Annotated in this window: 14 protein-coding genes; all 14 read right to left on the bottom strand. The window is 70.4% G+C overall.

Annotation, left to right across the window (positions count from 1 at the left end):
• Window positions 1-69: 69 nt before the first annotated feature.
• The 14 genes from AB0J06_RS22475 to AB0J06_RS22540 all read right to left on the bottom strand — a co-directional run bounded on the left by AB0J06_RS22475 (window position 70) and on the right by AB0J06_RS22540 (window position 11,694).
• On the bottom strand, window positions 70-324 hold the full coding sequence (locus tag AB0J06_RS22475; protein ID WP_357430963.1) for a hypothetical protein: 255 nt from the start codon (window positions 322-324) through the stop codon (window positions 70-72).
• Window positions 315-1,790: a hypothetical protein gene (locus AB0J06_RS22480; protein ID WP_357430965.1), complete on the bottom strand. Its 1,476-nt coding sequence runs from the start codon at window positions 1,788-1,790 to the stop codon at window positions 315-317. Before AB0J06_RS22480 ends, AB0J06_RS22475 begins: the two co-directional genes overlap by 10 nt.
• Window positions 1,780-3,831 (bottom strand): flagellar biosynthesis protein FlhA, encoded by a 2,052-nt coding sequence (flhA, locus tag AB0J06_RS22485; protein WP_357430967.1) that lies wholly within the window; start codon window positions 3,829-3,831, stop codon window positions 1,780-1,782. The genes AB0J06_RS22480 and flhA overlap by 11 nt, the downstream gene beginning before the upstream one ends.
• A 99-nt stretch (window positions 3,832-3,930) precedes the next feature.
• Window positions 3,931-5,022 (bottom strand): EscU/YscU/HrcU family type III secretion system export apparatus switch protein, encoded by a 1,092-nt coding sequence (locus AB0J06_RS22490; protein WP_357430969.1) that lies wholly within the window; start codon window positions 5,020-5,022, stop codon window positions 3,931-3,933.
• Between the two features lie 22 nt (window positions 5,023-5,044).
• Complete coding sequence (gene fliR, locus AB0J06_RS22495; protein WP_357430971.1) at window positions 5,045-5,809, bottom strand: flagellar biosynthetic protein FliR; 765 nt, start codon at window positions 5,807-5,809, stop codon at window positions 5,045-5,047.
• 3 nt (window positions 5,810-5,812) lie between these two features.
• The gene (gene fliQ, locus AB0J06_RS22500; protein WP_357430973.1) at window positions 5,813-6,088 is read right to left on the bottom strand and encodes a flagellar biosynthesis protein FliQ; all 276 of its coding nucleotides are present in this window, start codon (window positions 6,086-6,088) and stop codon (window positions 5,813-5,815) included.
• 50 nt (window positions 6,089-6,138) lie between these two features.
• Entirely contained in the window at window positions 6,139-7,011 is an 873-nt protein-coding gene (fliP, locus tag AB0J06_RS22505) for a flagellar type III secretion system pore protein FliP (RefSeq protein ID WP_357430975.1), read from the bottom strand.
• The gene (locus AB0J06_RS22510; protein ID WP_357430977.1) at window positions 7,011-7,421 is read right to left on the bottom strand and encodes a flagellar biosynthetic protein FliO; all 411 of its coding nucleotides are present in this window, start codon (window positions 7,419-7,421) and stop codon (window positions 7,011-7,013) included. The genes fliP and AB0J06_RS22510 overlap by 1 nt, the downstream gene beginning before the upstream one ends.
• Window positions 7,422-7,430: 9 nt before the next feature.
• Window positions 7,431-8,195 (bottom strand): flagellar motor switch protein FliN, encoded by a 765-nt coding sequence (fliN, locus tag AB0J06_RS22515; RefSeq protein ID WP_357430979.1) that lies wholly within the window; start codon window positions 8,193-8,195, stop codon window positions 7,431-7,433.
• Window positions 8,192-9,148 (bottom strand): flagellar motor switch protein FliM, encoded by a 957-nt coding sequence (locus AB0J06_RS22520; RefSeq protein WP_357430981.1) that lies wholly within the window; start codon window positions 9,146-9,148, stop codon window positions 8,192-8,194. The genes fliN and AB0J06_RS22520 overlap by 4 nt, the downstream gene beginning before the upstream one ends.
• A 76-nt stretch (window positions 9,149-9,224) precedes the next feature.
• Window positions 9,225-9,677 carry a flagellar basal body-associated FliL family protein gene (locus tag AB0J06_RS22525; protein ID WP_357430983.1) on the bottom strand — a complete coding sequence of 151 codons (453 nt, stop codon included), beginning with the start codon at window positions 9,675-9,677 and terminating at the stop codon, window positions 9,225-9,227.
• Window positions 9,678-9,726: 49 nt separating this feature from the next.
• Window positions 9,727-10,623 (bottom strand): flagellar motor protein MotB, encoded by an 897-nt coding sequence (locus tag AB0J06_RS22530; RefSeq protein WP_357430985.1) that lies wholly within the window; start codon window positions 10,621-10,623, stop codon window positions 9,727-9,729.
• Between the two features lies 1 nt (window position 10,624).
• Window positions 10,625-11,413 (bottom strand): flagellar motor protein, encoded by a 789-nt coding sequence (locus AB0J06_RS22535; RefSeq protein ID WP_357430987.1) that lies wholly within the window; start codon window positions 11,411-11,413, stop codon window positions 10,625-10,627.
• Window positions 11,413-11,694, bottom strand: coding sequence for a flagellar FlbD family protein (locus AB0J06_RS22540; RefSeq protein ID WP_357430989.1), 282 nt, complete (start codon window positions 11,692-11,694; stop codon window positions 11,413-11,415). The genes AB0J06_RS22535 and AB0J06_RS22540 overlap by 1 nt, the downstream gene beginning before the upstream one ends.
• Window positions 11,695-11,883: the final 189 nt, after the last annotated feature.

Raw genomic sequence — 11,883 nt, forward strand, 5'->3', positions numbered from 1 at the left:
GCAGCTGTGGCCGCCGCTTGTGCCGGCTAAGCCGGCACAAGCGGGACCACAACTGCCAGGTCGCGGTGGTCAGGACGGTGGCGGTGGTATCTCGGGATTGCGGGACTGCGCCTGGAGTTGCGCGTCGAAGAGGCGCGGGCGACTGCGGTAGCTCTCGGTGATCGTGCGGAGCGCGGCGAGCATGAGCGCCGCGATCGGCACGGCGATGAGGAACCGTGCCAGCGCGCTCTGCACGTCCAGCGTCTGGGTGACGAACGCGCGGTACAGCGCCGGCGCGGTCATCAGCGCGGCCAACCCGAGCGCGGCGGGCCTGATCAGCGACATAGGGACCTCACATCCGTTCCGTACTCCGCGTCGCCCGCGATCCCCCGCAGGCGCTCGGTCAGCAGCTGCGCCCAGGCCGCGGGCGTGGCGGGGCGGCTCTCAAGCAGGGCCACCGGTGGGTCGAGCGCGAGCACCGCGGCCGGGTCCGAGCAGACCGACGTGGCGTACACCGCCGTCGCGTTGACCGGTCCCATCAGCCGCAGATGCCGCGCGGTGTCCGCGAGCTTCCGGGTGGCGTCCACCGCCGCCCAGACCGCGGTCGCGCCGAGCGCGTCGCAGATCGACCGCCCCCAGCCGTCGTCCGCGGTCGTGATCGGCGTGTCGATCACCACGACGTGCGGCACCTCGGCGCGGTGCAGCATCCGCGCGCGCCGGTGCGCTTCGGCCGGGCCGGAGATCCGGCGCGACGCGTGCAGCCCGGTGCCGCCGGTGGTCGGCGCCGCGAGCAGGATCTTCGCGGGATCCAGGTGCATCCGCTGCGCGACCTCGCGGGCGATGGGGAGGGCATGCGCCAACTCTCCGGTGATCACCAGCACGTCGCCCGCCTTGCGCGGCTCGCGCGGCGGCGCGGGCAGCGCCGCGAGGGCGTCCAGCACTTCCTGGTACGGGTCGTTGCCGATCACGCGCGTGGCGAGCGGCTCGGGCAGGCCCAGGTCGACCAGCCGGGCGACGACCGGCGCCGGCGCGGCCGTCGTGGCGACGGTGGCCACCGTGGCCGCGTGGTGTGGCCGCGTCGCCACGGTGGTCGACGGCTCGGTGACCGCAGGCGCGTTCAGCTCCGCCATGATCTCGGCGAACGCAGGTCCGGTCGTGGAGACGAGCGCGGCGCGCGGGACAGCCGACGCGGACCGGATCGGCCGCTTCAGCGGCATGCCGGTCGCCGGTGTGGCCGCCGGCGACGGAATGGAGGCGGTGGCGAACGTGCTCGCCACGAAGGGGCTCGCGGTGGGCGCGGCCGAAGCGCCGGGAGTCACGGGGCCGGGAGTGACGCGGCCGGGAGTCACGGGCTCCGGAGCCACGGCCTCGGGCGTCGCAGTGGCGGCCGGAGTCGGCGGCGCGTTCGTGGGGGTCGGCTCGGCGGGGGTCGCGAGCGGCCGCGCCGGGAGCCGCTCCTCCTGCGCTTCGGCCAGGTTGAGCAGGTCGTCGAGGGAGCGCGGCGCGTTCTGCGCGGCGGGTCCACCGCTTCCACCCGGAGGGGACGGCGCCATGCCCCCCGCGCCCGATGGATTCGCCGGCCACGGGGCGCTCGACGTCGTGGGGCGGGACATGCCCGCCTGGTTGGTCGCGGCCGGCCCTGTCACGGCACCGTCCGGCACCTCGACCGACAGTTCGAAGTGCTCGCGGGCGAAGAACCCGCCGACACCACCGCTGCGCACCTTCTCGGCGTTGACGATCCGCGCCGAGGCACCGTACTCGTCACGCACCTGCGCCAGCAGCGGCTCAATTTCCGGACCCTCAAGCAGCACTCGCGTAGGCACCGTTCACCACTCCCATCGTCTCGATGTGCGATACAGAACCGGAGATTTCCGAGTAGGACAGGACCGCCACCTTCCGGGCCGCCGCGTGCAGGAGCCGACTCAGCGGCGCGCGCAACTGTGGTGAGCAGGCGACGACACACGTGGTGCCGGCCTGCTCGGCCGCCTCGGCGAGGCGGCCGATCTCGCTGACGATCGCTTCGGCCCGGCCGCCGTCGATCGCGAGGAACGCCCCGGCCTCGGCCGGGCGCAGCGACTCGAGCAGCGCCTGCTCCAGCTGCGGGTCGAGGGTGATCACGGGGAGGGCGCCGCCGGTGGCGCGCTGGGCGGCGATCGCCGGGCCCAGCGCGGCCCGGGCCGCTTCGACCAGACCGTCCGCGTCCGTCGACACCTTGGCCCGCAGTGAGAGGGACTCGAAGATGCGCACCAGGTCGCGGATCGGTACGCCCTCGTCGAGCAGGGACTGCAGCACCTTCTGGATCTGGCCGAGACTCAGCAGCGTCGGGGTCAACTCCTCGACGACGATCGGATGGGTCCGCTTGGTCATCTCGGCGAGGGCCCGTACGTCCTCGCGGCCCAGCAGCCGGCTCGCGTTGCTCCGGACCACTTCCGCGAGGTGCGTGATGATCACTGATGCGCGGTCGACGACGGTCGCCCCGGTCAGCTCGGCCTGATAGTGCAGCTCGGCCGGGACCCACTTGCCGGCCAAGCCGAAGACGGGCTCGGTGCCGGCGCGACCGGGCAGCGACTGCAGCCCGTCGCCGATGGCGAGGACGGTGCCCGGCGGCGCCTGCCCCCGCCCGACCTCGACGCCGCTGATCCGGATGACGTACGTGGAGAGCGGCAGATCGAGGTCGTCGTGGGTGCGTACCGGGGGCATCACCATGCCCAGTTCCATCGCCATCTTGCGGCGCAGGGCCCGGACCCGGTCGAGCAGGTCCCCGCTCGAGGGGTCGACCAGGTCGACCAGGTCGGGGGAGAGGGCCAGCTCCAGCGGGTCGACCCGCATCTCGCCGATGAGCGATTCGGTCGAGTCCGGGGCGGTGCCGCTCGGGATCTCCGGCGTGTCGGTTGTCGGGGAATTCGCCGACGGCAGCCGCTGCGCGAGAAGCAGGATGCCGCCGCCGACCAGGAGGAACGGGATCTTGGGTAGGCCGGGGATGGCGCAGAGGGCCAACGAGGCGCCGCCGCCGATCTGCAGAGCGAGCTTGTGCTGGCCGAGCTGCTGCGCCACGTTGGTGCCCATGTCGCCCTCGGTCGCGGACCGGGTGACGATCAGGCCGGTCGCGACCGACAACAGCAGCGCCGGGATCTGCGAAACGAGGCCGTCGCCGACGCTGAGCAGGCTGTACGTCTGGATCGCCTCGCCGGCCGACATGCCGTGCTGCATCATCCCGACGATGAAGCCACCGACGAGGTTGACCAGGGTGATGATGATGGCGGCGATCGCGTCGCCCTTGACGAACTTCGAGGCGCCGTCCATCGCACCGTAGAAGTCGGCCTCGGAGGCGACCTCGGCGCGGCGTCGACGGGCCTCGGACTCGTCGATCAGGCCGGCGTTGAGGTCGGCGTCGATCGCCATCTGCTTACCGGGCATGGCGTCGAGGGTGAACCGCGCGCCCACCTCGGCGACGCGTTCGGCGCCCTTGGTGACCACGACGATCTGCACGATGATCAGGATCAGGAAGATCACCATGCCGACGACGAGTGAGCCACCGACGACGAAATGCCCGAACGCCTCGATGACGTTGCCGGCGAAGCCGTCCAGCAGCACGAGCCGGGTGGCGCTGATGTTCAGCGCCAGCCGGAAGAGGGTGGCCACCAGAAGCAGCGACGGGAAGATGGAGAAATCGAGCGGGCGCTGCACGAACATGCTCACGAGCAGGATCAGCAGCGCGCCGATGATGTTCAGCGCGATCAGCAGATCGAGCAGCATCGTCGGCAGCGGCACGACCATCATTACGATGATCATGATTACGCCGATCGGCACGACGAACTGGCTCAGTCGCCTCGGATTCACGGCACCTTCCACGGGTGGGAGCTATGCCGGGCCTGTCCATGCCCTATCGCGTGCCGTCCTGGCCCCCTCCTATCGGACGCCGGAGGGCGGAGCTGAGAATTTCCGCAGCGATCAGGAGATCTGCGACGAATCGGCGAAGGGCCGGTGCACGCCCGCGGCGGAGCCGCGTGCCTTGAGCCCCATCACGAACGCGAGCACCTTGGCCACCGCGCCGTACAGCTCCGGCGGGATCTCGTCGCCCAGTTCGCAGCTGGCGTGCAGTGCCCGGGCGAGCGGCACGTCCTGCACGAGAGGGATGCGGTGCTGCGTCGCGACCTCGCGGATCTTGCTGGCGATCGTGCCGGCGCCCTTCGCGATCACCCGCGGCGCGCCCTTCGCCGGGTCGTAGCGGAGCGCCACCGCGACGTGCGTCGGGTTGACCACCACGACGTCGGCCTTCGGCAGCTCCGACATCATGCGGTTCCGGCTCATCGCCAGCTGCCGGGCCCGGATCTGACCCTTGATCATGGGGTCGCCCTCCGAGCGCTTGTGTTCGTCCTTGACCTCCTGCTTGCTCATCCGGATCTGCTTGTCCGTCCGCCGGCGCACGACGATGTAGTCGGCGGCGGCCATGACCAGGCCGGCGACGGCGGCGGTGCGGATCAGGGTGAGCACGGTGCCGCCGACGATGTGCATCAGCGCGCCGAGCGGCAGCTGTCCGGCGGTCATCAGCAGCGGGACCAGGTCCTTCACGGTCCAGTAGAGAACGCCGGCGAGGACGGCCGTCTTCACGGTCGCCTTCGCCGCCTCCCACCAGGCTTGGGGGCCCAGCGTCCGCTTGAACCCCTGCAGCGGATTGAGCCGGGAGAACTTCGGCACGAAGAGCTTGGTCGCCACATGGATGCCGCCCTGCGCGCCCGCGGCCGCGATACCGATCACCAGGAGGGCGCCGGCCAGCGGCGCCACCGCCAGCGCCGCACCGATAAGACCGGTCCGCAGCAAAGCCATCGCGGCGGCCGGGTCCGGGTTCTCGATCACCGAGGGCACGCGTGCCAGCAGGGTCTGCATGGTGCCGGTCGCCATCCGCAGGGTGATCGGCAGCAGCAGGGTCGCCGCCAGCATCCCGGCCCACGCCCCCACGTCGGGCGAGCGGGCGATCTGGCCTTCCCGCCGCGCCTGCTTGCGCTTCTGCGGTGTGGGCTTCTCGGTCTTTTCCCCGCTCACGCCACGGCTCCGCTCCGCGCGCTCATCCGCCGGCCACCGTGAGCACGGCGGAGACGGCCTTGCGGAGCAGGTTGTCCAGCGCGTTGGGGAGCACGGCGATCGCCGTCCCGGCCAGCGCGACGGTCAGGAAGATCTTCGCGGGGAAGCCGAGCGCGAACGCGTTCAGCGAGGGCGCGACCCGGTTGAGCAGGCCGAAGGCGACGTCGGTGAGGAAGAGCACGGCGATCAGCGGCCCGGCGATCTGCAGCCCGGCCAGGAACATCTCACCCAGCCCGTCGGTCAGCAGCCGGCTCAGGTTGGCCAGCGACAGCGCCCCGTCCAGCGGGAGCGTGCGATAGGACTGCAGGAACCCGTGCAGCACCATCTGATGCCCGTCGCTGGCGAAGAGCAGGGTGACCGCGATCAGGTTGTAGAAGCGACCGAAGACGGAACTCTGCGTGGCGGAGAGCGGATCGAACGCGTAGGCGAGGGAGAAGCCGCCGAACAAATCGATCAGGTCGCCGGCCACCTGGATCGCGGCGAAGAAGAGCGCGGTCAGGAAGCCCAGCGCCACCCCGATGACCACCTGCTCGGCGGCGCTGGCCATCAGCACCGGCACCGTCGGCTCGGGCGCCCGGTCGACCAGGTCGGGTGTGACCGGCAGCGCGAGCGCCACGGCGAGCAGCGGCTTGACCGCGGCCGGGATCATCCGCCCCTGGAACGGCGGGCAGACCACCAGCCAGGCGGACGCGCGCAGCGTGGCCAGCAGCAGGGTCACCAGGGTGGCGGTCGGAACCTGCCAGGTCATGGTTTAGGCGCTGCCCAGCAGGCGGGGGATCTGATCGAACAGCGAAGTGGTGAACGAGATCAGCTCGTGCAGCATCCAGTTGCCGCTGAACAGCAGCGCGACGGCGATCCCGATCGCCTTCGGCACGAAGGAGAGCGTTGCTTCCTGGATCTGCGTCACGGACTGGAACAGCGAGATCGTGAAGCCGATCAGCAGGGCGGTCAGCAGGATGGGCGCGCCGAGCTTGGCCGTCATGGTCATGGCCTGCAGCCCGATGTGGAGGACCTGGGTGTCGGTCATCTGTCGAGGCACCTTCTGTTGGTGGCGGAGAGTCGGCCGGAAGGGGATCGCTAATAACTCGCGATCAGGGCGGTGACGATCAGACCCCACCCGTTGACCAGCACGAAGAGCAGCAGTTTGAACGGCAGGGAGACCATGACCGGCGGCAGCATCATCATGCCCAGCGACATCAGCGAGGCCGCGACGACCATGTCGATGACGAGGAACGGCACGAAGATGACGAACCCGATGATGAACGCGGCGCGCAGTTCGGAGAGGACGAACGCCGGCACCAGCGTGGTGAGCGGGACGTCCTTCGGCGTGGCCGGCTGCGGATCGTTCGCCGCCTTCGTCAGCAACGCGATCTCGTCCTTGCGGGTCTGCTTGAGCATGAACTCCCGCAGCGGCTGGACCCCGTCGTTGAACGCCTGCGACTGGGTCTTGTCGCCCTTCAGGAAGGGCTGCACGCCCTGGGAGTTCACCTCCGAGAGAACCGGACCCATGATGAACAGGCTCAGGAAGAGCGCCAGCCCGGCGAGTACCTGGTTCGGCGGTACGGTGGTGAGACCCAGCGCGTTGCGGGTGATGCTGAGCACCACGAACACCTTGGTGAAGCTGGTGCAGAGCAGCAGCAGCGCGGGGGCCACCGAGAGCACGGTCAGCCCCAGCAGCACGACGAGCGAACTGGTCGGCTTGCCGCTGCCGCCCCCGACGTTGACCGAGATCGTTCCGTCGTTCGGCTCGGTGGGCTCGGTCGGCGGCACCGGTGCCGCCGGCAACGCCATGACGGCCGCCACCGATGTGACGGCGACCGGTGCTGCCGCCACCGGGGCGGTGAGCGCGGTCGGCGCGGCGAGCGCCGGCGCCGCGGGGGTGAGGCCGCCGAGGAGCCCGGCCAGCATCAGTCCCGCTCCGAGCAGGAGCGTGGTGAGGATCCGGCGCATCAGCGACGCACCGTCCGTTCACGCAGGAGGTTCACGGTGCGCACCCAGGTGGCGGGGGAGAGGAGGGAGCCGTCGAGCCGGCCCGGACGGGCTTCCGGGTCCGCGGGGTGCGGCTCCAGCTCCACCGCGGCGCGCTGCTCCGCCGGCTCCTGCAGCTGACGCTCCACAGCCGCCAGATCGGTCTCGGCGAGGAGGGTGACCTGGCCGTCGGTGATGCCGACGACGAGCGCCCGGTCGACCACGCGCAGCAGCGCGACGGAGGAGCCGCGGGTGAGCTGCTGCCGGGAGATGACGGCGAGCGCCGCCCCGCCCCGACCCGACAGGGGGCGGCGGGCCAGCTTGGCCAGCCCCCACATCAGGCCGAGGACGACCAGGAGGGACAGCGTGATCCGGAGGACTAGTTCGATCACACCGATTCCCTACGCGTGCTCGTTGCCGGGCGCGACGAGCTCGGTGATCCGCAGCCCGAAGTTCTCGTCGATGACGACGACCTCGCCGCGGGCGATGAGCCGGCCGTTGACCAGGAGGTCGGCGGGGGTGCCCGCGGCCCGGTCGAGCTCGATGATCGCGCCCGGGGTCAGCGAGAGCAGCTCCCGTACGCTCATCCGCGTCCTGCCCAGCTCGGCCGAGACCTCCATCTCCACGTCGTGCAGGAGATCCAGCCCGCGGCTGCGCTGAGCGGTGTTCGGCGCGGCCTGGGCCGCGTTCCAGTTCGCCGGCTGGCTCGGCGCGCTCTCGCCCGGCCACGGCTCCAGCCGCAGCGCGACCAGTCCGCGGATCTGCGTGTCGTCGCTGAGCGGGACCAGGACGGCGCCGCCCTTGGCGGTGAGCGCGCTCAGCGCCACCGACGGCTCCATGGCGAGGCCCGGGTCGAGCACGACCGGGCCGAAGGTGCTGGCGGCGGCCTCCAGGGCCGGGCGCACGGCGGTGGTCAGGTCGAGCGCGCCCAGCGGGCTCTCGCGGAGCGCGTCGGCGAGGTCCTGGCCGACCACGACGACCACCTCGCCGGTGGCCGAACCGGTGAAGCGGGCCGTCACCGCCTGCCCGGACGGCAGTGGCTGGGGGATGTCGGCGCGCGGCTCGTCGGCGTGCAGCGCCTCACTCGTCGGCAGAACGGCCAGCGCGGCGCGCGCGGCGGTCCGGACGAGGTCGAGATGGGCGTCGGCGAGGGTAGGGGACGTCATCGGCGGTTCTCCTCGGTGGGCGAAGGCACGATCAGGCAGGCCAGGCGGGACCCCTGGTTGCCGGGTACGGCTTGGGCGAACGTGGTGTCGTTGACGGTGACCGCGAGCGGGCGGCTGACCGGGTGGCCGAGCGGCACGACGTCACCGGGGCGGAGCTGGACGATGTCGTCGGTGCGCATCCGGATCGGTTGGAACCGCACGGCGACGTCCAGCGGCGCGGCCGAGAGCCCCGCCGTCACGTTGCGGCGGGCGCTGCGGCGCGCGGCCTGCTCCTTCTCCGAGAGCACCGCCTCGCCCCCCTCGGCCTCCAGCACCGGCAGGATCGAGGCGAAGGGGAGACAGATGCTCGCCACACACTCCTCCTGGCCCACCTTCAGCTCGAAGGAGGCGACCACGACGGCGTCGCCGGGGGAGTGACTGCGGACGAACTGCGGGTTGTACTCGATGACGCCGAGCTTGGGGTGGATGTCGACGAGCTGCTCGAAGGCGTAGCGCATCTCGTCCAGCAGACGGTCGAGCAACCCCCGCAGCAGCGGGAGCTCGATGTCGGTCAGCGGCCGTTCCGGCTGGGGGCCGCCCGGGCCGCCCAGCATGTGGTCGATCGCGGCCATTGCCGTGGCGAGAGAGATCTCAAACAGGATCGACCCGGCGAGCGGCTCCACGGTGACGGCGGCCAGCACGGTCGGGTTGTTCAGCGAGGCGACGTACTCCTCGTACGTGAGCTGCTCGATCGCGAGCAGGTTCATGTTCGAGACGGTCCGCAACCGGGTGGTCAGCAGGGTGCTGCCGCTCCGGGCGTACGTCTCGAACGCGATCTGCAGCGTGCGCACGTGCTCACGGGAGAGCTTGATGGGCCGGCGGAAGTCATAGGGCTGGGGCCCACCCCCTCCGGCGCGGCGCGTCATGGCGCCTCGGGTACGGGTGGTGGAGACCGCGGACGGCGACTTGGTCACGGCGTATCCATCGGCGCGACCGGTGGCGGTGTGAGGAAACCCGGCGGATAAACCCCGCCAGGTCACTCCGAGTCGGTCACTGCATCACGAACTCCGTGAAGTAGATGTCCATCACCTTTCCGTCGTACGCCTCTTTGACCTTTTCCAACAGCTCGGCCTTCGCCTTCGCCCGCCCCGCCGCCGAGGAGAGCTCGCCGAGCTGCATGTCGGTGTACTTCGTGATGGCCAGGTCGAGCGCCTTGCTGCCGTTCGGCTCCTCGGTCGCCTCGGCGGTGGCCTGCAGAGCGATCTTCATCTTGAGGTAGTGCCCGTCCGCGAGGTTCACCGTCACCGAGTCCATGGCGACCACCACCCCCGGGGTCGGCGCGGGCGGTGCGGTCTCCGCGCTCGATCCGCCGATGAACATGAAGTAGCCGCCGCCGCCCGCGCCGCCGAGGAGCGCGACGGCCAGGATCAACATCAGCATCTTCTTGGACTTCTTCGGCTTCGCCTCGGCCTCGGCCGACGCGTCCTTGTCGTTCTTGCTCATCAGAACCTCAACTGCTGATCGTGCGGGACGGGAGTTGCGCGGGACGGGATCATCCGGCTGCGGACGGCAGCAGCGCGCGCTGTTCGGGGGGAAGGCTGGACAGGACGACGATGTCGACCCGGCGGTTCATGGTCACCGATTGCGGGTTGTCCGCCGGGATCAGCGGCCGGGTGCCGGCGTAGCCCGCGGCGGACAGCCGGACGGACTCGATCCCCTTGCCGTTGAGGTAGCGGACGACGGTGGAGGCGCGGGCGGTGGAGAGCTCCCACGCGCTGGGGTAGTTGCGGGTCGGCACCGGAAGCTGGTTGGTGTGCCCGTCGACCTGGATGTTGTTCGGCAGGGGGCGCAGCGCCGGGGCGACCGTGTCCATGATTTCCCGGCCCGCGGCCAGCAGATCGGCGCGGTCGCCGGCGAAGACGACCTCGCTGGTCACGACCGTGACGTGCAGACCGCGCTCGTCGATCGCGAACTGCACGGTGTCCTGCAGGCCCGCCCGCTCCAGTGCGTTCTTGATCTTCCTTTCGATCTCCTTGAGGTTCTTGACCTCACGGTTCGCGGCACGGGCGTTCGCGGAGGCCCGGGCGCGATCGGCAGCGGCGGCGCCCGCCTTGCGGGCCTTCTCCTCCGCTGACTGCGGAGCGCCCTTGCTGACCTCCTGCTCGAGCCCCGGGTTGGCGCCGGGGTCGATCGGGAACACGTTGGATTCGTTGCCGGAGCCCTGCAGCGGTTGCGGGTTGCCGGAGATGGCCGCGGTGGACGCGCCGAAGCCGCTGGCGAGGCTGGTGGCGAGCTTCTCGTACTTCGCCTTGTCCACGTTGCTCATCGCGAACAGCACCACGAAGAGCACGAAGAGCAGCGTCAGCATGTCCGCGTACGAGACGAGCCACCGCTCGTGGTTGACGTGCTCCTCTTCCTCATGGTGGTTGCCGCGCTTCTTGTGCGACATGTCAGGCCGCCTTCTTCGCCTTGTCGCCGCCGTCGCCGCTGGCCGCACCCGGCGGCAGCAGGCTGCGCAGCTTCTGGGCGACCAGACGCGGGTTCGAGCCCGCCTGGATCGCGAGCACCCCCTCGATGGCGAGCTCCATCTGCTCACACTCCAGGTCACTGATCCGCTTGAGGCGGCCGGCCAGCGGCAGCCAGATCACGTTCGCGCTCATGACGCCCCAGAGGGTGGCGACGAAGGCCGCCGCGATCGAGTGGCCGAGTGTCTCCGGCTTGTCGAGGTTCTCCAGCACGTGCACCAGGCCCATGACGGTGCCGACGATGCCGATGGTGGGCGCGTATCCACCCATCGTTTCGAAGATCTTGTAGCCCACCTTGTCGGCCTTGCGCTTGGCGCCGACCTCGGCGTAGAGGATCTCGTTCAGCTCTTCCGGGTCGGTGCCGTCGATGGCGAGCTGCAGGCCGCGCTTGAGGAACGGGTCGTTGACCTCCTTGACCGTGTCCTCCAGCGCCAGCAGCCCTTCCCGGCGGGCCCGCTCGGCGAGCCTCACCACGCTGTCGACCAGCTCGTTCGGTGGCGTCACCTTGGCGGTCACCGCCCGCTTCATCTGGGCGAACATGCCCAGGCTGTCCTTCATGATGCCGCCGATCATGGCGGCGCCGAAGGTGCCCAGGAAAACCAGCAGGAGCGGCGCGGCCAGGAAGAGCGACGTGGGGCTGCCGCCATCCAGGATCTGGGCGGCGAAGATCGCGCCGAAGGCGACCACCAGCCCGACAATCACGGCGAGGTCCATCAGCGTTCCTTCCGGTGCAGCCGCAGGACCGTCGCGTCCACGTCCTGCGCGTCGGAGTGCTCCCGTACGACAGGGGGCTCAATTTCCATGCGGTGCGCCTGCGCGATCACGGACGCGCGGTAGTGCCGCACGAGCTCGATCAAGGTGGGCACCGATTCGGAGATCACGTACTTGGTGCCGTCGACCAGGGTGATGACCGTGTCGGGCGTGCAGTCGGCACGCTCGACCAGGTCCGGGTTCAGAGCGAACGCGGCACCGTTGAGGCGCGTCACGAGTATCACGACTATCCGTCCTTGGGTCGTCACTGCGTCGGGTGCCGTCCGTGGCCCCGTCGTATATCCATCGACCGTCGGGGCGTCTGATTGAGGAGAAACGCGGGGGGCGGGTGGACGTGACCGACGTTCGGGGCAACCTTGTCTCTTTCCGGTGGACCTTCGTGTTCGAGAGCGACGGTGCCGTGCTGACGTCGG

The organism is Micromonospora sp. NPDC049679, from assembly GCF_040659735.1.
Classification (GTDB): Bacteria; Actinomycetota; Actinomycetes; order Mycobacteriales; family Micromonosporaceae; genus Micromonospora_I.

Bases quoted from the DNA above. Each gene is read 5' to 3' on its own strand.
- AB0J06_RS22475 (WP_357430963.1), bottom strand. From the start codon at position 324: ATGTCGCTGATCAGGCCCGCCGCGCTCGGGTTGGCCGCGCTGATGACC.
- AB0J06_RS22530 (WP_357430985.1), bottom strand. From the start codon at position 10,623: ATGTCGCACAAGAAGCGCGGCAACCACCATGAGGAAGAGGAGCACGTC.
- fliP (WP_357430975.1), bottom strand. From the start codon at position 7,011: ATGCGCCGGATCCTCACCACGCTCCTGCTCGGAGCGGGACTGATGCTG.
- fliR (WP_357430971.1), bottom strand. From the start codon at position 5,809: ATGACCTGGCAGGTTCCGACCGCCACCCTGGTGACCCTGCTGCTGGCC.
- AB0J06_RS22525 (WP_357430983.1), bottom strand. From the start codon at position 9,677: ATGAGCAAGAACGACAAGGACGCGTCGGCCGAGGCCGAGGCGAAGCCG.
- AB0J06_RS22535 (WP_357430987.1), bottom strand. From the start codon at position 11,413: ATGGACCTCGCCGTGATTGTCGGGCTGGTGGTCGCCTTCGGCGCGATC.
- fliN (WP_357430979.1), bottom strand. From the start codon at position 8,195: ATGACGTCCCCTACCCTCGCCGACGCCCATCTCGACCTCGTCCGGACC.
- fliQ (WP_357430973.1), bottom strand. From the start codon at position 6,088: ATGACCGACACCCAGGTCCTCCACATCGGGCTGCAGGCCATGACCATG.